The organism is Salinibacter sp. (assembly GCF_042218895.1).
Lineage (GTDB): Bacteria > Bacteroidota > Rhodothermia > Rhodothermales > Salinibacteraceae > Salinibacter.
On sequence record NZ_JBDGQQ010000124.1, the window covers coordinates 1 to 22,329 of the forward strand.

Consider the following 22,329-nt stretch of genomic DNA (forward strand, 5'->3'; position numbering starts at 1 on the left):
AGCAGCGTTCGCAGTCGAGAGCGCGTCCGGGCGAAGAGGGGGTGCTTGACCGTGTAGTGACGGACGTGGCGGTGGCGCCAGCATTGCCAGGCCCAGTAGGCCTGCTTCACTGCGGTCTCCCCCCACGCCGCGAAGGAGGGCCGCCGCCCCGTGGGCGTGTATCCGAAGTCCTGCATGACGTCCGCGCAAACGTGCTCAACGATCGCGGTCTGATCTGCGGTGAGCCGGTCCGTCCAGACGTCGACCCGGTCGTCCGTGATGGGGCGCGTAGCGGTCGCGTTGTGACGCTGCCGGGCCGCGTCGGTCATGTACTGCCCCGCGTCTTCGTGGAAGTGGAGCATCTGCGGCTCGAATGCCTCGCCGAGAAAGCGACAGATCGACCGCGTCGTCGATTCGGGCGTCCGGACCAGTGCCTCATAGCGAACCCGCATTCGCTGGGACGAGGGCACGTGCTGTTCCAGCAGCGCGCGCCCCTCTGTGTCGTGCTTGCGGCGGCTCAGGGCATTGAAGACGACGTCGTCGGGGAAGAAGGACACTTCCTGCATGGAGGCCACGCCCGCCCGGGGATCCCGGACCACGTAGAGGAACTGGGCCTCCGGAAACATGTCGAGAAGCACGTCGGCGTAGAAGAGGTTGCCCGGCGTTTTTTCGCCCCACCGGTCCTTCCCATGGTGGTGTGCCCAGGCCTCCAGGGCGAGCCGGTAGGGCCGCCGGAAGTCGGGTCGGCCCGCCAGGATTTCTGCTTTGAGCGCGGCGTTGTCGACCTCGTCGAGAGGCTGGCAGTTCTCGTTCAGGAAGCGATCGACGAAGGCCTCGTACTCCTCGGGGGACAGTGCCGGGTTGCGCCACTGTTCGATCGGGATGCCCGCGAGGTGCGAGTCGAGGTAAATGAGCTCGTCGGGGATGGCGAGGCGGGAGTGAGCGTTGAGGAGGAGCCGCAGCAGGGTCGTCCCCGACCGGTTGGCGCCAACGATGAAGAGGGGTGCGTCCACGACAGGCTCGGCCACTGGTGCAGGAAGCTACGCTCGCGCTACCGCGTTCTCTTCTTCCGTCAACACGTCCAACAGCACCTCCTCGAACGCCTGGGCCCGGGCCGTACTCGAGAGGGCGGGGCGCAGCGCGGAGCGGTCGACCGTGACGGGATCGCCCGCGAACGTCGCCGCCGCGTGGTCGGCAATGACGTCCGCCATGTCCGCGACCCCGTCCGGGTCCGTGAGGGCCACCCCGGGCTTGTCCCGCACATACTCCCGGTTTTCGCCAGGAGGCAGGGCCGCCAGGATCGGCCGGTCCGTCATCAGGTACTCGTAAGTTTTCGCCGAGATGCGCCCGCCCGGCGAGCCGTCGGGACGATCCGGGAGTGCCATGAAGAGCAGGTCGCCCTCAGCCATGTGCCGGAGCGCCTCCTCGTGCGGAACCTGGCCGTGCAGGGTGACAATCTCGTGCAGGTCGAACATGTCCAGCACGGCGTCGACGACGGCGTCCGGATACGTTGGCCCGTAGACGTCTATCTGGATGCGCCCGCGCCACTCCGGGTGCCGGTCGAGGACCCGCCGGATGGCCCGCCCGACGTAGATCGGGCTGTGGGTCCGGGGGGCGAGGTCGGCGTGGGAATATGTGCCGAACTGCTGCCAGGTGCGGTAGAGGCGCTTAGGCAGGGAGAGCGACTGCTCGTCCTCCAGAAATTTGTACCAGCCGCCCGTCCCTCCCGTGTACACGATGCGAAAGTCGTCATCCCGAGAGGGAGGCGTCCGCGGTGCCGGCGGAGGGGTCGCCCCCCGCCGGATCAGGTGAAACGTGTCGTGGTGCTCGGGCGGCTGGCGGTCGCAAACTCGCTCCAGGTTCCGCCGGGAGACGTAGATCGCCGCGTCGGCCGCCTGCACGTACCGGTCCTCCAGGGCTCGGGCCAGCCGGTAGTGCAGCCGGGAGGGGTAGCTCGGATTCATGTCCGAGCAGGTAAGCGAGTCGTTCAGGTTGAGGATGAGTGGAAGGCCCGTCGCCCGCTTGAGGAGAAGCCCTACGAGTCCCTGCGAATGGGGCATCATGAAGACGGCGATGGCGTCGTGCTGGCCCTTCCGGAGCAGCTGGCGGGCCTTCCGGTAGGCCGGCAACACCCAGAGGACGAACGGATCGGGCCAGACGAACAGGTCGAGCAGCTTGTCGAGGCGGAGGGTCCGGATCCACCGGAAGAGGCGCTCGGGGGTCCAGCTCGGGACGTGGTGGACCGTCAGGTTTTTCCGGGACGTGGCCTCCGAGGCGGCCGTGACGGCGTTAATGTCCCAGCCCTCCTGACGCAGGTGGTTCAGGAAGTACTTGACACGGATCGCCAGCGGGTACGTCTCTGGGGGGAACCGGTAGGAAATGCAGAGCAGTCTGCGGGCCATAACGGAGCGTGAAACGCACAAGGTGCGGTCCCTGAGAGCCCCACCCGGAGGCATCAGAGTCAGGGAAGGACTCGGCTCCGGGCAGACAGCAGGGCGTCTACTTTGTCGACCGTCTCCTCCACGTCTGCCCAAAAATCGGACGTAAGGCTGTCGCCGTCGTGCGGCACGTAGTGGTGGTCATTGCCTAGGGAAAGGCTCAGAAAGTAGTTTGCCGGGTGCACAATCTCGGGCATCGGAAAGAGCTCCACGACGGGGATGTCTCGGGTGTACAAAAGCGAGGCCAGCCCCGAACTCGTCGGGGAGACGACGATCTCTGCGTCGTAGAACAGTTCGACCTTCTCACTGGTGTGCAGGTCTTCCAGGTGGTACGTATCAAAGCCGCGATCGCCAAGCCGACTGGACAGTTCGTCTTCATTCAAGACCTTCCGCCGGGAGGCCTTCTTCCGGGAGATAAAGATCCGCTCCGACCGCCGCCGCTCCCGGTCCGGACACACGTGTTCGCGGAGCAAATCGAGGTAGAAGCCGGGGAGGTAGGCGCTGAAGGGGAACGTCAGGAACGACGCGAAGATGTAGTTCTCGACGCTGTAGAGACGGTCGGGCGGGACCTCGACGATTTCGCAGTTCGGCGGGGCGATCCTGGGGACGAGAAAGTCTTCGAGCTCCTCGTTCACGGCGGGGCCGCCCTCGGGGCGGAGGAGCTTGATCGTCGGGAGGGAGCGGTATTCGTCACGCCGGAGCAGCGAGAGGCGCGGAAGGCTGTCGAGCTGCGCGTGCCAGTACCCGATGGCCGGGCCGCGTAGCAGCGTGGCGTACCCGTCGATGGCGTCGAGCTGGCTGCGACAGAGCGCCTGCCGGTCGAGCCCGAGCTCTGTTCGCCCCCGCATGTTGATGGACGCCTCCGCCACCTCCCGGTCCCGGTTCATGACCACGTTGTTCGTCGGGCAGATCAGTGCGTCGTCGACCGTCGAGGTGAAGACGGGGGGACGGCGATACACACCCTCTTGCTCGTCGATCCTGTTTTCCGATCTCACGTTCAGGTTTCTAATGTCGCCGTAGGGGATCCCCTTCTCTTCGCGGATGGTGTTCGAGGTCGCTTCGGGAAAGACCTCGTCGAAGGGCTCGGCCGTGACGAGGCTTTCTGCATTCACCATGCGCTTGAGGGCCTCGACGATTCTCGGGCCCACCAATCGCTTCAGGACCCTCACGTCCGCGAAATGGCGGTAAATGAAGCGGCGTACGTCGCTGATCATCAGTGCCTATTCGGTCTGCCTATTCTGAGAGGGACCATCGTTCTCGCCTGCGTGATACGTGCGGTGCTCTTTCTCAAGATACTTGAAGCCGTGCTCCTCGAGCGACCTCGTAATCATATCGCGCTTCTTCCCATACCGAAATTTCTCGTACCGTTCGTTTTGCTTGGGGACGTGATACGTGCCGAACCGCTGCGAGGACGCAACGCGCAGGCCGGCCTGTTTGCACCGGTAGAAGAACTCCCAGTGCTCGCCGTTTGACTTGAGCTTCGGGTTCCATCCGCCAACCGTGTCGCGGACGGCGCTCGTTCGGGCAATGAAGAACTGCAGCGCCAGGTCGCAGGGCTGCAGGGCGGAGGGGGCGGGGTAAGGCTCCATCTTGATCCCCCCGTCACTCGTCTCCCGGATGTCGGCGACCCACGCTCCCTTTTCCCAGTGCTCTGAGTAGAGCCCAATCCAATTCGACACCCGTGTTGGAATCCAGTCGTAGTGGTAGGACTTCCGCTTCTCAGCCAGCTGCCCCCCAAGGATGTCCAGGTCGTGTTCGACCAACTCGCGCCGGGCGGTCTCCAGATCGGTGATGTCGCCGTACACGAAGTCGTCGTCGTTGAGGACGAAGTACCGCGTGTCCACGCGCTCTAGAAGTTCGTTGCGTCCCTTCGAGACGCCTGAATTGAAGGGAAGGACGAGGTACTCGTCCACGAGGTCGCCATACTGCTCCACAATGGCGTCGCGGTACGGCTCCCTGCTGTCGTCGGCGACGAGGATGGGGCAGTCGGCATACCCCTGGACCGCAATCGAGTCGAGCAGGCGCTCAAGCACCTGCTGCCGCTCGAAGGTTTTGATGATCAGGGAGACATCGCGCATCGGGCGGAGCAGGAACGGGAGGCATGTGAGTGCGAAGCGAGAACGCAGGGCACGAGGGCTGGATCACAGCTGGACATCCTGGACGCCGTGCAGGTCGAAAAGGCTGTATCCGAACCGCCTGACTCGACTCTCGAACCGCAGGTAGCAGTACAGCCTGAATAGTATCGGAATTGGAAAGCTGTTGTATCTGTTTAAGGGTTCCTTCCTCCACACTTCGAAATGCTTATCATTTTCCCCCTTCTTGACGTCATTATTCTCCATTCTACCTCGCTTCAGTCCTAAAAAGTCGAGTACCCTCTCAATCTCCCGTTCCGGGTCGGAAGCCAAGTCCTCGTATTTTACGAGAAGGAGATTTTGCAGGTGGGGGATGTCCTCCTCGAAGGTTTCGTAGCAGGACAACCAGTGCTCCAGCATTCGGTCCATTCGGTCGGCGTTCCATCTCATCATTTCGTACAGCACCGGAATTGGGTGTCGGAGGACAATAATGAAGAAGGTGTTGGAGAACAGCGACTGTAAGTATCGCGTCCGTACAAGGTTCGGGGGAGAGTTTTCAAGCAAAACGGGTTTCTCCATGTCCCAGTAGTCTTCCCAGTCGGCAAGAAGGCGTCGCGCATGATCTTGGGTCGCAAGTTCTGACGTTTCGTCAAGATGGGCGGAAGCATCGAATCCGGCAGGTCCATCGTATTCCGGGCCCGGGGGGTACACAGATTGAAAGTGCTGGCCTTCGTCTCGGTAAAGTTTGCCGTTCGCTTCTGGGTTGCACAATCCACTAATTTTTGAGTGTCTCGTTAGCCACCGAAACAGGATCGACTTGCCGCTCCTGTGGACGCCCCCGATGAACACGAACTTTTTGTCCTGAATGTCCATGGTCAGAGGGGTCAGATGGGTTCCTGCTGTGCATCATCGAACTGAACGGAGTGGTACTTCCAGAGCTGTCCTCGCTTTTCCAGGAGAACGTCGTACGGGCCCTGCTCCACGACCCGTCCCCCTTCGAGCACCACGATCCAGTCCGCGTTCTCGATCGTCGAGAGCCGATGGGCGATCGCAATGACGGTGCGGCCCTGCATGAGCGTCTCCAGCGACTGCTGGACGAGCCGCTCCGAGATGCTGTCGAGGTCGCTAGTCGCCTCGTCAAGGATAAGGAGGTCCGGGTCCTGGAGGAGGGCGCGGGCGATCGCGATGCGCTGCCGCTGGCCCCCGGACACCCGGACGCCCCGCTCGCCGAGCATCGTGTCGAAGCCGTCCTCCATCTCCCCGATAAACTCCAGTGCGTTGGCCTGTTCGGCCGCGTACCGGACCTGTGCAGGTGTCGCGTCGGGGGCGCCATAGGCGATGTTGGCCCGGGCCGTGTCGTTAAAGATGTGGGTGTCCTGGCTCACGATCGCGATGCGGTCGCGGAGCGAGCGGAGGTCGAAGTCGCGAAGGTCCGTGCCGTCGTACAGGATGCGGCCCTCTGTGGGGTCGTAGAAGCGCGGGATGAGGTCCACGAGCGTGGATTTCCCAGCCCCGGACGCGCCCACCAGCGCCGTCGTTCGGCCCTGCTCGACACGGAGGTCGATGTCCTCAAGCACCGTCTGCTCCGCCTGGTACGCAAACGACACGTCCTCGAACACGATGGCCTCCTCCAGGGACGGCGCTGTCCTGGCGCCGTCGGCGAGATGGGGCTTACCGGCCGCCCGAATCAGGCTCGCCACGTTGGAGAGCCCCGCGCTGTTCTTGGCCCAGGTCCCCCGCTGATGGTTGATTGCGTGCACGTTGGGCACCATGCGGAAGAGCGCAAACAGAAAGGTGAGCAGGAAGGCCATGCTGAGCGCGCCCGTGAGCACAAAGTGCTGGACGGCGACGACGACGAGCAGAATCAACACGGCGCTGGCAATCCCCTGAGAGAGCGGTTGAATGAGCCGGCTCTGCTTGCTCGTGTGGATGACCGACTCGGCCGACCGCTCGGCGGCTTGGTGGAGCCGATCGCGCTCGGCCGCTCGCATGTTGTAGGCCGTGATCGTACGGATTCCCCTCACGAACTCGGAAATCCGGTCCGCGAAGTTGGCGTTGGCGCTCGTGATTTCTTCCCCGCTCGATTGGATGCGAGACAGCAGCGCCTTCAGGGCGATCGAGAGCAGCAGAAGCGCGCTGAGAGCAATCACCGAGAGTTTCCAGGAGATCCAGATCATGAGGGCCACATACACCCCCATGAGGGTGCCTTTCGCCACGAACCCGAAGAGCGCCGTGAGGGCCCTCGCGGTCCGCGACACCTCGTTGGTGACACTGTTCATCACCTCGCCGGTCCGTGTCGTCGCGTAGTGAGACAGGGCCACCTCCGACAGCCGGTTGACGACGCGCTCGCGCAGGTCCTGAACGATGCGGGCGCGGCCGATCACTTGATACACGGAGGCCAGGTAGCTCAGCGCGGAGCGACACAGGGTGGACACGAGAATGAGCCCGCAGATGCGATACATGCGCCCGATTTTCGAGGCTCCCACCCCAAGCAAATGGGCATCCACCCATTCGATTCCCGTTCGAAACGCTGCTCCGTCCTCCGTAAACGTTTGGAGGAACGGGACCAGCATTCCGATGCTGAACCCCTCGAAGACCGCGGTTCCGACCGAGAAGACCACCGCCAGCGCAATCGGGAGCCAATACTTCCGAAAGCTGGGAAGCAGGGTCTGAAGATCCCGGGAGAGGAGCGACGAAGGAGCGACCATCGGAGGAATCCAAGGGGCGGTTCCCAAGTTCAACCAGTGCAACTGGCGTCGGGGGAGGAAGGCGTTCTACTACGCGGTGAAGGCAGTCAATGCGATAAAGTACCGAAGAGAGCCGTGTGGAAGACCAAGTCTTTGGAGCACGCACGTACAGGATCCGGTGTATCTAGTCGGAAAACGTGGGCTGTGACGCTCAGGTCGCCACCACAAACTCGGGATCGAGCCCGAGTTCGCGGGTGGTCTGTCGGATTTCGTCCTCGTACACCCCGTTCATCAAGACGACCAGATCGGGCTGATACTCGCGCAAGAACGACGGGGGCACGATCCTGTGTCCCGCTCCCGCTACGTGTTTGCCCTGCTTGCGCGGATTGATGTCCACGACGTACTCCGTGGCGTCGGCAGCCTCCGGGATCACGTTGAGAATGGTGACCCCCTTGGAGCCAGCGCCCCACAACACCGCCTTCTGGTTCTGGGAGTCGACCTCGGCGAAGAGATCGCTCCATCGGTCTCGCTTCCCCTGGGAGCGGTCCGTAAACCGGTCGACCGCCTCCGTGACGCGTGCTGGATCGAGGTCTCCTTCCAGCGTCGGCACCTCCTCCGGCTCGCCGGGTCGAAGCTCGATCTGGAGGTATTGTCCGTCGAAGGCCTCCCCCACCCGAACCACCTCGAAGCCGGCGCGGCGGAACAGATACGCGAGGGAGGGAAGGGTGAAGTACGAGTAGTGCTCGTAGATGAGGTCCCAGAGGGCCCCCTCGCGGAGCGTGAAGAGGGCGTTTGGCACCTCGACGTAGACGACCGTGTCGGGGCGGTCGCCGATGGCGCGGCGCACCGTACGGGCAAAGTCGAGCGGATCGGGCACGTGCTCCAGCACATGCCGGCAGCAGATGAGGTCGGCCGAGTGGTCGGCGTATTTCTCCGAGTAGAGGTCCTGCACGACGGTGAAAGGCCGGTCGTCGTCCTCCCGATGGCTGTCGGGATCATAGCTCGGGTCGTACCCAACGCCGGTGTTGTCGCCGCGCTCGCAGAGCAGGCCGAGGAACTCGCCGTTGCCACAGCCGATGTCCACGACGGTCTTTTCGCGAACGTCGTACCTCTCGATCAGACGGTCGGCGAGGCCGGTCGCGTACTCCTGGAACCGGGGCGAGTGATGGAGGGAGTTTTCGTAGGTCTGCGCGTAGGTGATCTTGTCGGGGTCGAACGCCGTGTTGAAGATGTGCCCCGATTTTGGGACGTATCCGAGCTCCAGGTCCCCGCGGGCCGCGCCGATCGCGTCGTCGCGACTCTCGTAGAGGACGTTGCACAGGACCGGCACCTGCGGGAGGTCGAGGAACAGCTCGACCTCAGTACTCCCCGAGACGGGGCACTGGAGGGCCGAGGTGGTGGAACGCTGCATGGGGAAACGCGAGGGGGGCGGAGAGGGTCTACGCGGCGGCAGGGAGGGGGCGGAGGCGGGCCGGATTGGCGTCAGCGTGCCAGAGGGCCGGATCCAGATCCATGTCCTGGAGGCTGGACTGAATCTCGTCGTGGTAGATGGGGTTCATGATGAGGACGATGTCCGGCGGGTTGGCCGCGAGCGCCGCCGGTGCGGAGATCTCGTGGCCCGTGCCCGGCAGGTAGGTGCCCTGCTTGTGGGGGTTGATGTCGATGACGGCGCTCACCTCGTCCCCCAGGCCGAGCGTCGTGAGGAACGCGACGGCCTTTGATCCCCCGCCCCACAGGGCGACCCGGCGTCCCTGTTGCCGGCAGTCGGTGAGGAGCCGCCGCCACGCCTCGATGCGCCCGGGCACCTGCTCGGCGAAGCGGGTCACGTCGGCCGCCATCGCCCGGGGCGATTCCTCCTCCGGCAGCGGCGACCCGGCGGGCCCGGTGCGCGGCCGCGCCTCGATCATCAGGTACTGGTCGTCGTAGTCGGTCCAGAGGGAGTGAACGTCGAAGCCTTGACTCCGGAAAAGGCGGGCGAGCGACCCGGCGCTAAAGTAGGAGCAGTGCTCGTGGTAGATGTCCCAGAACGCACCTTCGCGGAGGATCCGGCGCGCCTCCGGCATCTGAAAGAACACCACCGTGTCTCGGTCGTCGCCGACCGCCCGGCGCACCATGCCCACGAAGTCGGCCACGTCGGGGATGTGCTCGAGCGTCATCTTGCAGCACACGAAGTCAGCGTCGACGTGGGCGTACTCCTCGGAGTAAACGTCCTGGACGACGGTTGTACGGTCCGCGGCGAGGTCGGGGGCGCGGTCCGGCCGGTAGGCGGGATCGAACCCGATGCCCTCGTTGCCGCCCCGGTCGCAGAGCAGCGCCAGGAACTCGCCCTTGCCGCAGCCGATCTCCAGGACCGTTTTGCCGTGGAGGTCGTAGCGCTCGATCAAGTCGTCCGCGAGGCGCCGGTGAAAGGCGCTGAAGGTGTCGGAGAAGCCCTGCGTGGCCTCGTACTCCTCGTTGTAGTCGACGAGGGCCTCCGCAAAGGCCTGGTTGGTAAGAAATCCGGTCTCGGGGCAGAACGCCAGTTCGATGGTGCCGGACGGGAAGCCCTGTGCCTCGTCCCGAGATCGCGCCAGCAGGACACTGTTCGCCGGCACGTCCTGAACCGTGTATACGACCTCTTTTCCCTCAGGAGAGGGAGAGAAGCACGTGTCGAGGGACGGATGGGGCATGGAGAAAAGGGGCTGCGCGAGCGTGTTTTTCTATGTCCGTCTCCCTGTTGGGGCACACGATTCGATCAGCGACGGACGCTCAATCTCCTACGATCTTAGGGGTGGGGAGGGGGAGGATGAATCGTCCTCCACGACGCACAAACTCGGACTGCTGCTCCATGATCTCGTCGGCGAAGTTCCAGGCCAGGAGCAGCGCGTAGTCGGGTTGGTCGTCGAGGAGCCGCTCCGTCGGGTGAATCGGAATGTGGCTTCCCCCCATGTACCGCCCGTGCTTGTACTCGTTGAGGTCGACGATGTAGTCGAGGTCGTCCGCCGTGATGTCGCAGTAGTGGAGCAGCGTGGTGGCCTTGGCGGCGGCCCCGTACCCGACGATGCGGTTTTCCCCCGCCCTCAGCCGGTCGAGCAGTCCCCGGAGATCCCTCTTGATCTGAGCCACCCGCTTCCCAAACGACCGATAAAACCCGACTCGATCCACGCCGCGCCCCCGCTCCATCCCCCGGAGATTGCGCACCGAGGACTGGACGTTTTCGTGGGGCTCGACGTAGAGCCGGAGCGACCCGCCGTGAATAGAAGTCCGTTCCACGTCGTTCAGGTACAGGTCGTGGCGCCGAAACAGTCGGTCCAGCGCCGTGACCGAGAAGTAGCACAGGTGCTGGTGGTAGATGGTGTCGAACTCGCCGTGGTCGACGAGGTCGACGACGTAGGGTACCTCGATGACGGCCACCCCGTCCGGCTTGAGCGCAATGCGAATCCCCTCCACGAAGCCGTTCAGGTCGGGGACGTGGGCCAGCACGTTGTTGGCCAGGAAGAGGTCCGTCTGGAGGCCTTCATTTCGAAGCTCCCGGGCGCGCTCCTCCGTGAAGAAGGTGCACCGGGTCTCGATGCCCTTCTCCTGGGCCACCTGGGCCGGCTCCTCCGCCGGATCGATGCCGAGCACCGGAATGTCGTGCTCCACGAAATTGCGGAGCATGTAGCCGTCGTTGCTCCCCGCCTCCAGGACGAAGCTGTCCGCGTCGAGGTCGCGGGTCTCAATCAGGTTCAGCGCGCTCTCCCGAAAGTGCTCCAGCAGCGAGGGAGAAACGGACGAGAAGTAGGGGTACTCGTCGAAGAAGAGCACCTCGGGATCCACGGTCTCCCGGATCTGCGCCAGCCCACAGTCGCGGCAGAAGCCCAGCGTGAGGGGCACGATCGGCTCCGGCTCGTGCAGGGTCGCGTCCGTGAGGAGCCGGTCGGCGAGGGGCGTCTCCCCAAACTCGATGACCGACGTCACCGCCTCGGAGCCACAGGACCGGCATCCGGTCTCCACAGTGTAGAGATCCTGAACGGGGGCCGTAGCTTCCATGTGGGAAAGGAGGAACGATAAGATCGAACGAGCGACAAAACGGGCGCCGAAGGGCAGCCCGGCCTTCGAGACTCAGGCGACGGCGGCCTGTGCCGTCGAGGTCCAGCGCAGGGCATCGTCGAGCAGGCCGTCGGCCTTTAGCTTCTCGATTTGTGCCAGGCGCTTGTAGCGAGGTCCCTCGAAGTCATCGACCCGCACGCCGTGGCGCTCGTAGGCGTCGTAAAGCTCCTGGGCCCCGCGTTCCAGCGTCCACTGCGGCTCGAAGCTCGGAAGGACCCGCTGGATTTTCTCGCAGTTCACCCGGTAGGTCCGTTCGTCGGGCCCGGCGCCGTCGGCAAACCCGATCTCCGTATTCGGAACCGTGTCCTGGATCACCGCGGCAATCTCGCGGATCTGGTAGTTCTCGTCCGTGCGGCCCACGTTGAAGGCCTCGTCGTGGACGCGGTCGCGGTTGGCCTCCAGGACCGCGATGAACGCCTGCGCGATGTCGCGGACGTGGACGATGGGGCGCCACGGCGTGCCGTTGCTCTTGAGGAAGACCTCGCCGGTCGCCGTGGCCCAGGCCGTCAGGTTGTTCACCACGAGGTCGAAGCGGAGGCGGGGCGAGACGCCGTACGCGGTCGCATTGCGGAGGGCGGTCGGGGTAAAGTCGTCGTCGGCCAGCCGCGACAGGTCGCGCTCAACGAGCACTTTCGTTTCGCCGTAGGGGGTCACGGGATTGAAGTCCGCCGTCTCGTCCACGAAGTCCTCACCGGCCGCGCCGTAGGTGCTACACGAGGAGGAGAAGAGAAACCGCTCGACGCCCTGCTGCTTGGCCCGTTTCGCGAGCCGAACGGACGCGCGGTGGTTGATCTCGTAGGTGAGCTCGGGACGCAGGTTGCCCAGGGGATCGTTCGACAGGGCGGCGAGGTGGATCACCGCGTCCATCCCGTCGAGGTCCTCGGCCTCCACGTCGCGGATGTCTTTCTCGATCGTGGGGACGGACGGAGGCTCATCGCCAAACGTGGAGCGGCGGTACAGGTCGGTGTCGAGGCCCCTCACGTCGTGGTCCCGGTCGAGGAGCATGGGGACGAGAACGGTGCCGATGTAGCCGCGATGACCGGTGACGAGTACGCGCATGACAGTGGAGGATCGAAAGAGAGCCCAATCGAAACGTGAGAGTTCCTGCGGAAAAGAGCCTCGATGCTGCGGAGCGTATTGCGTAGTGCGTATTGCGTAGTGAAAACGCGGAATACGCAACGCGAAAACGGCCTCCCAGCAAACTGCGGTCTCAGCTACTGACTTCCGTTCGTCACCGTCTCCTCCTCGTTCTCAACGGGCTCGCCGAAGTCGAGCAGTCCCGTAGAGACGATCGGTTCTCCGTCGTCCCAGATCTTCCACGGCGGGTCGCCGGACTCCCAGTAGTTCTCAAGGATGTGCTTCTCGCGGAGCGTGTCCATGCACTGCCAGAAGGAGTCGTGGCGGTACGCCATGAGCTCGCCGTCGGCCGCGAGGTTTTCGAGGGGCTCGTGCTCCCACACCGTGTCGTCGCCCTCGATGTAGTCGAAGATGCCGGGCTCGAGCACGAAAAACGCGCCGTTGATCCAGCCCTCGCCCAGCTGCGGCTTCTCCGAAAACTCAAGGACCTCTCCGGTGCCGTCCCCGCTCATCTCAATGTGCCCGTAGCGGGCCGGGGGGCGCACGACGGTCATGGTCGCCAGCTTGTCGTGGGCGCGGTGAAACTCGACCAGTTCGTCGACGTCGATGTCCGCCACCCCGTCGCCCCAGGTGAGCATAAACGGCTCGTCGCCGATGTAGGGCTGGAGGCGTTTGATGCGGCCGCCGGTTTTGGTCGGGATGCCGGTGTCGATGAGCTCCACCGTCCAGTCGGGGCGCTCCCCGTCGTGGTGATGAACCGTGCCGTCGCCGATGTCGACGGTGAGGTTGTCGCTAATCGAGCAATAGTCGACCATGTACTTCTTGATCACCTCGCCCTTGTAGCCGAGGGCAATGACGAAGTCCTCGAAGCCGAAATGGTCGTAGATCTTCATGATGTGCCAGAGGATCGGGTGGCCCCCGATCTCCACCATCGGCTTCGGCTTAATCTCTGTCTCCTCGGCGAGTCGAGACCCACGGCCGCCCGCGAGAATGGCTACCTTCATAATTCGTGCTGCTGGACTGTTCGCTGGATCCGTGCGTGAAGGCCCTACGGCACCAATGGATTTGAGAATCTTGCAGAACTTCTTCGGATCCCAAATAAGGTCTCATCTGGCCCTGTCATCGTATTCCTTGGCGCCTCAACAGTCATCTTCTGGTGCATCCGGGCTGTGCACGACGCTACCAGTCTGCCTCACTCTCTGAAATGTTTTGACATGGGGCTATCGTGGTCACCACCGCATCTCGTGGAATCGGGCATCGGCCGTGGGCGGGACCCAGCACATGCCAGACCTCCCAAGCGGGTACAGTGCGTGCCCGCGCAGGAGGCACGGAAGCCCCCGTGCCGTTCAAGAGCGACGACGATGGATGGCAGCGTAGACGTTGACCTGAACACGACCGGGGGATAACGGGGGGTTGGAACGGTTTTGGCGGCTGACTAGGTGCGAGATCCAGCGCATGTGTCTGCCGCTAGTCTCCGGAGCATCCGGAGATTGACGGTGAAACGAGGCGGGCGACTGCGCTACGACGTGCTAAAACCATCATTCTGACGCCCTAATGTCTTCAGACGACTCCTTTCTCCCGTTTGGACCCGTCGCAGGCCCCGCATCAGAGGATTTGTCCCCGGAGCTTCGCCGCGCCGGACGCCAGGCGTACCGTCGCGGATGGGCCGCATACCGGGAAGCAGGCTGTCCATTTGGCACCGAGGATCGGGCTATGCTGATTTGGTTTTCGTTCAACCACACGGACGTACAAGCCGGTTTAAAAATGGGTAGAAACTAACCAGGCAAAATACAGCCGTTTAGAAAAGACCCAGAGTTGAGACCGTGTCCTCCTAAAGGACAGAAGATTTCCCGGTACAGTTTTTGAGTCGAGTTCTGGTAGCTGTATCGTCTCCGATACCGCCTTGCAGCATTTTTTGCCTACCGACTTCGAAGCACAGTAATGATTCGAACCCCGACGACTGTTCAAATCACGTTCTGCACACCCCCACGGACGAACGTTCCCCGGTCCTCCTCCGTCCACAGACGGTGCCTGGAGGACGTCCCGAGGTCGACGGCCCAGAAAATGGCTGAGGACTTTGCGGCGTACCAGGCCGGACGGTCCGGGGCCGATCGGCAAAAAATGTACACCTATCAGCCGGCCGGAAACGAGAGCGCCTCCGACGATGAGGCACTCGTTGCCTTAGACTTCGGAGAAATCGTTGCCCTACACGCCGACGGGGAAGAAGTGAGCGGCACAACAAAAAACGGTCAGGCTCTCGCATGAACCTTCCGTTCTCTTTCGCGTCCCGAGCAACCGAGCCCTGCACGAAGGGCAACTGCATCGTTCTCGCCCGCGGAAGCTCGCGGTGAAACCGCTCCCGCGGCGCTGAGGGACAGCACTAGTCCTGAATCTCTCTTTGGGGCTATGTCGATCAACACAGGTTCTTGACGAGACGAGTTGTAGTCACACGACTTTGAGACCGAGGCTACCGGTGTGGCCTCTGTCTTTTCCGCGGGGAGGAAGAGCCCCGCAACAGCTGCCGCTTCCCCTCCGCACTCCCCGAGGTCGTTCCAGTTAGAGCAGGGCCGGGCCGCTGTCACCGCTCTGTATGCGAAGGACCGACGGCCCTGCCTTCCTGTGAGAAGAAACCGCACGAGGCCCGTCCTGTGCCGTCGTCGGAAGAGCCGGGTGGGACGAATGGCACTTCTACGACGTCGCCGCGTCCAATGCCCCCCTGCTCGACACGAGTCGCGTCACTGCTTCACGCACAGATGAAGCGCACACGCTCGTTTCCCCGGCATGGTTGGGTCGGCCTTGGTCTCATCGCAATCGCGTGGCCTTTGAACTGGGGCCTCGGGGTCGAAGGGCTCCGGACACACCTTCTCTTTTTCCCACTCTGGTTGGGATACGCGCTCGCAGTGGATGCCCTGGTGGCCCGACGCCGTGGCACGTCGATCCTGACCCGAAGTTGGGTCGACTTCGTGGGCCTCTTTGGTGCCTCCGTGCCAGCCTGGTGGTTCTTCGAGGCCATCAACGTACGAACACAAAACTGGACGTACGTTGGGGCCGAGCACTTCGGCGACCTGACATACGCCCTGCTGGCAACAGTCGCCTTCTCGACGGTCATGCCCGCCGTGTTCGGCACCGCCGAATGGATCCGTTCCTTTGACTGGATCGATCGACTAGAAAAAGGGCCATCCCTCTCTCCCACACGAAGACTCATGGGCGTGTTTGTCGGCATTGGGGCGGCAATGCTCGTGCTCCTTCTGGTGTGGCCGACGTACTTCTACCCCTTCACCTGGGGGTGTGCCTTTTTCTTGACCGTTCCAGTAAACTGGCTCCTTGGTCGACCGACCCTTCTCGACTACACGGCCACGGGCGACTGGCGCCCGGTGGTTGCCCTTGCCCTCGGCGCGCTGGCGTGCGGGTTCGTGTGGGAGATGTGGAATGCCTACGCCTACCCGAAGTGGACCTACGACGCCCCCGGCGTCAACTTCTGGCACGTCTTCGAGATGCCCCTGATTGGATTCATCGGGTACCTGCCGTTCGGGCTGGAATTGCACGCCCTCGCGCACCTCGTCTTCCCGCGGCCCCCACGCCTGCGCCTGTAGCGCCGAACCGCCGCTGGGCTGCTGGCCCTGCGTACATCCCACACCGCAGATTCAGGAAATGATCGAAACCCGTCTGGAGAGGTCTGTGTGAAAGGGAATTGTGATCGTTGCATCGGAGGGGTGGCAGAGCCTGGTCGAATGCACCGGTCTTGAAAACCGGCGGGCCGCGAGGCCCCGGGGGTTCGAATCCCTCCCCCTCCGCCGCATCCTGTCCGGCGTCCCGGTTCTGGCAGCTGTGTGGAGAAGCGTTCCGGCGATTTCTGCGGGGCCGAAGGAGGTCGGATCCCCACGCCGTTTCCCGCTCATGCGCCTCCTTCGCCCATGGCCGGACCGGCTTCGCCGGAGCTTGCCGCCGTTCGCCGGTTCGCCCGGCGGTACCTTCTCTACGGCACTGGCATTCTGCTGGTGTTGCTTGTGTTAACGGAGGGGGTGGCCCCTTACGTCGTCGAGTGGTTCCGCTCGCTCAATCAAGAGCTGTTGTGGCTCCGCGGGCCGTTTGCCTTCTATGCCTTCGCCGTCGGGCTATGGACCCGCCTGCACCTTTGGGCCCTCCTCGTGCCCGTCGTGCTATTTCTGTTTCGGTGGGCGGAGGTCCGAGCCCGTTTGAAGCGAGGGATCTGGTGGGTGCTCGTGCTCGGCGTGCCCGTCGCGGCCGTGCACGTCGTTGTGGAGCGAGGGATCTTCGCCGTTGCGACGTTCACGCAGAAGGGGGTCTACCCCAACTTCACGACCTCCTTCGACGTCCGCACGCTGGACCCCTACAGTTTGGCCGGATGGCCCCTGGCCGTGTTTCTCGTCCGGCGCTTCCTCGCCGACTACTTTACCTACTTCATCGTGGCGGCGCTCTGCTTTGCCTACGAGCACTTCGTGCGCTCGCAGGAACAGGAGGCACAGGCGCAGGCGCTCCGGGCCGAGCTCGCTCAGGCCCAGCTCCAGGCGCTGCGAATGCAGGTGAACCCGCACTTTCTGTTCAACACGCTCAACGCCATTGCCGTTCTGGTGCGCGGGGGGGAAACAGCAAAGGCGGGCCGCACACTTCGCTTATTGAGCGACCTGCTGCGTGCTACCTTCAAGGGCGCAGACGTACAGATGGTGCCGCTTCGGGAAGAGATTGACCTCGTGGAACGGTATCTCGAGATTGAGGAGATCCGTTTCGGAGATCGCCTGCGGGTCAAGATTGACGTGGATCCCGGCGTGAGCGAGGTGCCGGTGCCGTATCTCCTGCTCCAGCCCCTCGTCGAAAATGCCGTGCGCCACGGCATCGCTCCCCATGCCGACGCTGGCGTGGTCCGCGTTGCGGCACGGCCCGTGACCACGAACGGGCGAGAAGGCGTGGAACTGACCGTGGCCGACAGTGGACCCGGCTATCCAAACGATGGGGAACAGGTTTTAGAGGATAGCGAGGGCGTCGGGCTCGCCAACACGGAGCGCCGCCTCGAAACGCTCTACGGAGACGCCCACACCCTTGAGCTCGGCGACGCCGCTGAAGGAGGCGCGCGGGTGACGATTCGACTGCCCCTTGACACGGAAGCCGAGGGGCTTGCGGCGGCGGAGATGCCGTCGATGCCAAGCTCCGGCGCCGAACGTTCCAAATGATAGACTACTCTGCACTAATTTCTCGTTCCCATGCCCATCCGTGCCCTGATTGTTGACGATGAGCCACTCGGCCGTACCGGAATTCGGCAGCTCGTGGACCCCCTCGACGACATTACCGTCGTAGGGGAAGCCGCCGACGGACCTGAGGCCGTACGTCAGATCCAAATCGACGAGCCGGACCTCGTTTTTCTGGACGTACAGATGCCCGAGATGAGCGGGTTGGAGGTTGTGCGCGAGGTCGGAGTGGAGGCCATGCCGCTCACGATTTTCGTAACGGCGTACGACGAGTACGCGCTTGACGCCTTCGAGGCCCACGCCCTCGACTATCTCCTGAAGCCGGTCGAGAAAGAGCGCTTCGAGGAAGCCATCGAGCGGGCACGGCGCCAGCTCCAGCAGGTCTCGGCCAACGATTTAGATCAGCACCTCCGAGGATTGCTGCAGGAGTACGCCGACGAGGAGGAAGAAAGCGACTTGATTGAGCGCTTCACCATTCGGAGCCGGGACCGAATCTACTTCGTCGACGCCGACGACGTGCAGTGGATCGAGTCCGAGGGGGATTACGTGGCCCTGCACGACGGGGACGATGCTCATCTCGTTCGGAAGACCATGAAAGAGCTCGAGAAGCAACTCGACCCTGACCGGTTTCTCCGGGTGCATCGGTCCTACATCGTGAATGTCGACTACATCGAGGAGCTCCGACCGCTCGACCATGGCACGTATCAGCTCCGGATGGCCGGTGGCGTGCCCCTGAAGACGAGCCGCGGTTACAGCGACAACGTGGACGCGCTGCTCGACGCCACTGGGTAGAGGGCACTTCGGACGGCCCGATCGAGGCCGGAACGGGCCCCGCAGTGTTTCGGCTGCAGCATCGTCATGCTCACTCACCATCGAGCCCGGCTCAATGAATGCTCACCTCGCGGTCATTGGACATCGGTCCTCGCAGCCTGTTACTGGGTCTGGTGGGACGCCCATCGACCTCACGAATACCACCCTCCCTACGTCGGTCGGAGGGCGAGAGTCAAGACGACTATTTCGGGCGCTCGACGACGCGCTCCGCGAGATGCGAGTGCGGCAGCGTCAGTTTCCGACCGACGCAACCTCCCCCCTGCGGGTCGGCATCATCGAAACGGCGGAGAATGGAACGTCGCTGGACATCCATACCGCCTCGACAAATCTTCGTACGCTCGACCTCCAGGTCCGTGCCAATCAGCAAACGGTACTCCGTGAGCTTCGAACCCTGGAGCGGGAGTTCATCTCAGACTCCTGAGAAGGCCCGTGGGACGCCATCCGTAACGAAGTAGTGCAAAGTGGTTTTTCTGTCACAAAGCCGTTTCGTTGTGCGAATCAACCAGAGTCGTCAACGGTGCCGTGTACTTGGAGCAGACGCTATTCTGCTTCGAATGCATCACGCGCCGATCAGAGTTGAGTCAAGATCACGTACGATGGACACCACCGACGACAACCACTCTCAGCCCGAGGAACTTCCGACGGGGTACGTCGAGAAAACGGACGGAACGGTGGCCCCTCACGACTTGGTCTGGAGCGACTCCGACAATGCGTTTCTCCCGGTACAAAAGGACGGCGACCTCGTTGGGACAAGCATCGACGACGGCCAGCGCGTCGCGACGCCCGCCTACTGGGTAACGTTTGACAGCACAACCGGCATCGTCTGGGGAGTGGGGGAGTCTCCCGAGGAAAGCCTGCGGGCGGCCAAGTTCGAGGCCTTTGGCGACGATCACGGAGCCGTCGGCTACGAGTTTGCCTGCTGGTGCGAGGAAATGAATACGAAGCGGTGCTCTGAAACCCTGTACACGAAGGCCAACGAAAACGGACATCTCTCCATTTCTGACGATCGTCTTCAGGAGCACATCGCCATGTCGTAGTTCGGTGCTGGGGGCTTGGCCTGCCCTTGCGCCATCGGTGCGTCGTGGAGCGTGCGGCCGAGGTGGGCGGATGGACCGCAGCGCGTAGCCTGTGCGGACGACCGGTCCCACAGTTCCGACTGCTCATCTCCCATAGGTCGGCACTCGTCGTCCCAAAGCGCCGGTTCGCCGCACGACCAGCATCCTTCCGGCACGAGGGGCGTTTGGGGAAAACCGATGACACGACGGGCCATGCTCGTTCGTCCCCTTCTTGCCAATCGCCCACCGCCATGGCTGCTCGCCGACCCCCCTTCTGGATCTTCCTCCTCTTCGTTGCTGCGTTCGGACTTGCCGGATGCGAGCCGTATCTGAGCATGACTGATCAGGTCCCTGCTCAGACCCGGAAAGCGGCCGCTCTCCTTCCCGAATCGCCTCGCTATGCGGGCATGGTCGATCTGGACACTGCGATGGACCAGGTCGATGATCTCGGCATCATGAACCTGGATGATCGCCTGCGACAAGCGAGTGGGCCACGCCTGCAGACGTTTTTAGACGCCACCGGGATGGATCCCAAAACCGACCTGGAGGCCATGTACGGTGCCGTCGGGGAAGAGGGATTTAGCGCAGTGGTCGTTGCGGACCTGACGCCAACGCAGGTCCGTCGCTATCTCGATCAGGCTCCCGGCGACGCTGGCCGGTCGACAACGTACCGGGGCGTGTCCCTTTTCCATCTGACCGATCCGGAGGACACCGACGGTGAGCGTCCGGAGGATACACTCTCGTTGGGGTTCGTGCAGGGTGGAATGATCGCTGCGGCGATGGATGAGGGGCGCGTCAAGACCATGATCGACCGCTATCGGGAGCAGCCCGCAGGACTCCGCGAGAGCGAGCCCTACATGAGGCTGATTGAGCAGGTTGGGCATGGGAGTACGGCCTGGCTGGTGGGGCGCAATGTGCTGCAAAGTGCCCTCCGCGATACAGCGGACGAGGCAGCTGAAACTACATCGGCCGCTTCGTCGCGCCGTCCCCCAACCGCAGAGGAGGCTGGAATCCAGAGTGTGCTGAGCGAGTGGACTGACCGCGTGCTGGGACTCTCGGAGTCTGCTTCGCTAGGGGAGGAAGCAAGCAACAAAATCGAGCGCCTGAAAAGTCGGGTCCGAGAACAGGCAGTGTCGATCACTCTGACCGACGGGACGCTGGAAGGGGAAATCCACCTCACGATGCGCGACGAGACCAGTGCGGCGAATGTCGCGAACATCGCCCAAGGAGCAGTGGCCGCGGTGAAGATCTCCCAGCAGGAAAGCGGCGGGCTCCGGCGGGACCTGCTCAACGACGTGACCATCGATCAGCGAGGATCGGTCGTGCACGTCCAGTTTGCGGTCGAGAGTGAGAAAGTTCGTCAGACCGTGTAGACCAAACGGTGGATCTGCCCCGTTCGTCGACGGAAGTTCTCGGCTCGTCGCCTGAAAGGAGCAGTTCGTCGATCGACTGGCATCACGAGTGATGGTTCGACGTTAGGGCACATGGAAAAGTTAAAAAATACCTGCAACCTGTACGACGATTGGTTTGTCCCTTCTACCACAAGGAACACCAGGGAGATGGACCGCCGGACACAACCGCGAGATGGACCGCCGGACACAACCGCAGGGTGATGCTTCCGACTTTGGATTTCATTCGCTGACTTTTAAGTCGTCCCGTTGACCTGTGCGCCGCTTCGTCTTCGAGGTTGTAGAAGGAATCCGGATTGCCGGCCAGGCCATTTGGGCCAACAAGCTCCGCTCGACGCTCACCACCCTGGGGGTCATCATCGGCATCGCCGCGGTGACGCTCATGGCGACCGTCATCAATGGGCTGAACCAGGAGTTTGACAAAGCGCTCTCGCAACTCGGCACGGACGTGCTGTACGTCGATCAGTTTCCGTGGGGCCAAAACGCTGATCGGGAATGGTGGCGCCTCCGCAATCGTCCGGCCATCCAGCCGGCCCTGGCCCAGACCATTCGGGAGCGCTCGCGCTACGCGGAGGCGGTGGCCCCGATGACCGACACAGATCGACAGGTGCAGTATCAGGGGCAGAGCATGGAGGCCGAAATCCTAGGATCGCCGCCCCAGTACGGCCGCATTCGCAGTGTCAAACTCGCTCAGGGACGGTTCTATACCCGAGCTGAGGAGCGCGGTCGGCGGCACGTGTGCGTGATTGGAGCCACGGTGGCCCAGGAGCTCTTTCCGGCAGTCACGCCCCTGGGCAAGGAGGTGAAGATCGGGGACGTGCCGTGTACCGTAATCGGGGTCCAGGAGAAGAAGGGAGAAAGCATGCTCGGAGGGCCCGGCTCGCCGGACGAGCGCATTCTCATGCCGTTTAGCACCTACGACAAGTTGTTTGGCGTGAGCCGCCAGCGGGGCGTGGAGGTCATGGTGAAGGTGGGAAGTGCTGCGACCATGACTCGGGCAGAGGAGGAATTGATTGGCATTATCCGCACGGCGCGGGGCGTAGCGCCCGGCGAGAGGAACAACTTTGCGATCAATGATCAGCAGCAGGTTATGGCCAGCTTCGCGAGCACGAGAATTGCTATTTACGGGGTAGGGCTGTTCCTGACGGGCCTTGCACTCGTCGTGGGCGGCATCGGGGTCATGAACATTATGTTCGTCTCTGTGCGCGAGCGGACAAAAGAAATTGGCATCCGGAAGGCGGTGGGGGCCAAGCAACACACGATCCTGTTCCAGTTCCTAGTGGAAGCGGTCATTGTATGCCTCATCGGGGGCGTCATGGGACTGGGGGTGTCGGCCCTGGGGGCGATGGGCGTACGGGCCCTCGGATTCACCGCGTCCCTTCCGGCGCAGACGGTCGTCCTCGCCTTCGGAATCTGTGTAGGGGTGGGCATCCTGTTCGGTATCGCGCCGGCCTGGCAGGCGGCCACCGCCGATCCCATTGAGGCGCTTCGCTATGAGTAACCCCC

19 protein-coding genes and 1 tRNA gene are annotated in these 22,329 nt (G+C 63.1%); 9 read left to right on the forward strand and 11 right to left on the reverse strand.

Annotated elements, in window-relative coordinates; all coding sequences use genetic code 11:
• From ABEL04_RS11010 to rfbF, 11 genes are all read right to left on the reverse strand, one after another.
• Positions 1-992: sulfotransferase (locus ABEL04_RS11010; protein ID WP_375802444.1), on the reverse strand; the 992-nt coding region annotated here is incomplete at its 3' end.
• 27 nt (positions 993-1,019) lie between these two features.
• Positions 1,020-2,381, reverse strand: coding sequence for a glycosyltransferase (locus ABEL04_RS11015; RefSeq protein WP_375802445.1), 1,362 nt, complete (start codon positions 2,379-2,381; stop codon positions 1,020-1,022).
• Between the two features lie 59 nt (positions 2,382-2,440).
• The gene (locus ABEL04_RS11020) at positions 2,441-3,631 is read right to left on the reverse strand and encodes a DUF563 domain-containing protein (RefSeq protein ID WP_375802446.1); all 1,191 of its coding nucleotides are present in this window, start codon (positions 3,629-3,631) and stop codon (positions 2,441-2,443) included.
• A 6-nt stretch (positions 3,632-3,637) separates the two neighbouring features.
• Positions 3,638-4,495, reverse strand: coding sequence for a glycosyltransferase family 2 protein (locus ABEL04_RS11025; RefSeq protein ID WP_375802447.1), 858 nt, complete (start codon positions 4,493-4,495; stop codon positions 3,638-3,640).
• Positions 4,496-4,558: 63 nt separating this feature from the next.
• Positions 4,559-5,362 (reverse strand): sulfotransferase, encoded by an 804-nt coding sequence (locus ABEL04_RS11030; protein WP_375802448.1) that lies wholly within the window; start codon positions 5,360-5,362, stop codon positions 4,559-4,561.
• 11 nt (positions 5,363-5,373) lie between these two features.
• A complete protein-coding gene (gene hepA / locus ABEL04_RS11035; RefSeq protein ID WP_375802449.1) occupies positions 5,374-7,197 on the reverse strand; it encodes a heterocyst formation ABC transporter subunit HepA in 1,824 nt (607 codons plus the stop codon).
• Between the two features lie 190 nt (positions 7,198-7,387).
• Positions 7,388-8,587: a class I SAM-dependent methyltransferase gene (locus ABEL04_RS11040; protein WP_375802450.1), complete on the reverse strand. Its 1,200-nt coding sequence runs from the start codon at positions 8,585-8,587 to the stop codon at positions 7,388-7,390.
• 28 nt (positions 8,588-8,615) lie between these two features.
• Positions 8,616-9,845, reverse strand: coding sequence for a class I SAM-dependent methyltransferase (locus tag ABEL04_RS11045; RefSeq protein ID WP_375802451.1), 1,230 nt, complete (start codon positions 9,843-9,845; stop codon positions 8,616-8,618).
• Between the two features lie 79 nt (positions 9,846-9,924).
• Positions 9,925-11,187: a methyltransferase domain-containing protein gene (locus ABEL04_RS11050; protein WP_375802452.1), complete on the reverse strand. Its 1,263-nt coding sequence runs from the start codon at positions 11,185-11,187 to the stop codon at positions 9,925-9,927.
• Positions 11,188-11,259: 72 nt separating this feature from the next.
• The gene (locus ABEL04_RS11055) at positions 11,260-12,306 is read right to left on the reverse strand and encodes an NAD-dependent epimerase/dehydratase family protein (protein WP_375802453.1); all 1,047 of its coding nucleotides are present in this window, start codon (positions 12,304-12,306) and stop codon (positions 11,260-11,262) included.
• A gap of 155 nt (positions 12,307-12,461) precedes the next feature.
• Positions 12,462-13,328, reverse strand: a complete 867-nt coding sequence (gene rfbF, locus ABEL04_RS11060) for a glucose-1-phosphate cytidylyltransferase (protein ID WP_375802454.1) — start codon at positions 13,326-13,328, stop codon at positions 12,462-12,464.
• A 1,060-nt stretch (positions 13,329-14,388) separates the two neighbouring features.
• On the opposite strand from rfbF, the gene ABEL04_RS11065 reads away from it, so the two are divergent.
• The 9 genes from ABEL04_RS11065 to ABEL04_RS11105 all read left to right on the forward strand — a co-directional run bounded on the left by ABEL04_RS11065 (position 14,389) and on the right by ABEL04_RS11105 (position 22,324).
• A complete protein-coding gene (locus tag ABEL04_RS11065) occupies positions 14,389-14,589 on the forward strand; it encodes a hypothetical protein (RefSeq protein WP_375802455.1) in 201 nt (66 codons plus the stop codon).
• A gap of 488 nt (positions 14,590-15,077) precedes the next feature.
• A complete protein-coding gene (locus tag ABEL04_RS11070; RefSeq protein WP_375802456.1) occupies positions 15,078-15,917 on the forward strand; it encodes a hypothetical protein in 840 nt (279 codons plus the stop codon).
• A gap of 114 nt (positions 15,918-16,031) precedes the next feature.
• A tRNA-Ser gene (locus ABEL04_RS11075) sits at positions 16,032-16,118 on the forward strand.
• Between the two features lie 120 nt (positions 16,119-16,238).
• On the forward strand, positions 16,239-17,513 hold the full coding sequence (locus ABEL04_RS11080; protein ID WP_375802457.1) for a sensor histidine kinase: 1,275 nt from the start codon (positions 16,239-16,241) through the stop codon (positions 17,511-17,513).
• A gap of 30 nt (positions 17,514-17,543) precedes the next feature.
• Complete coding sequence (locus tag ABEL04_RS11085; RefSeq protein ID WP_375802458.1) at positions 17,544-18,320, forward strand: LytR/AlgR family response regulator transcription factor; 777 nt, start codon at positions 17,544-17,546, stop codon at positions 18,318-18,320.
• A gap of 94 nt (positions 18,321-18,414) precedes the next feature.
• Complete coding sequence (locus tag ABEL04_RS11090) at positions 18,415-18,780, forward strand: hypothetical protein (RefSeq protein WP_375802459.1); 366 nt, start codon at positions 18,415-18,417, stop codon at positions 18,778-18,780.
• Positions 18,781-18,955: 175 nt separating this feature from the next.
• Positions 18,956-19,396, forward strand: a complete 441-nt coding sequence (locus ABEL04_RS11095) for a hypothetical protein (protein WP_375802460.1) — start codon at positions 18,956-18,958, stop codon at positions 19,394-19,396.
• A 269-nt stretch (positions 19,397-19,665) separates the two neighbouring features.
• The gene (locus ABEL04_RS11100; protein ID WP_375802461.1) at positions 19,666-20,787 is read left to right on the forward strand and encodes a hypothetical protein; all 1,122 of its coding nucleotides are present in this window, start codon (positions 19,666-19,668) and stop codon (positions 20,785-20,787) included.
• Positions 20,788-21,079: 292 nt separating this feature from the next.
• A complete protein-coding gene (locus ABEL04_RS11105) occupies positions 21,080-22,324 on the forward strand; it encodes an ABC transporter permease (RefSeq protein ID WP_375802462.1) in 1,245 nt (414 codons plus the stop codon).
• Positions 22,325-22,329 lie beyond the last annotated feature (5 nt).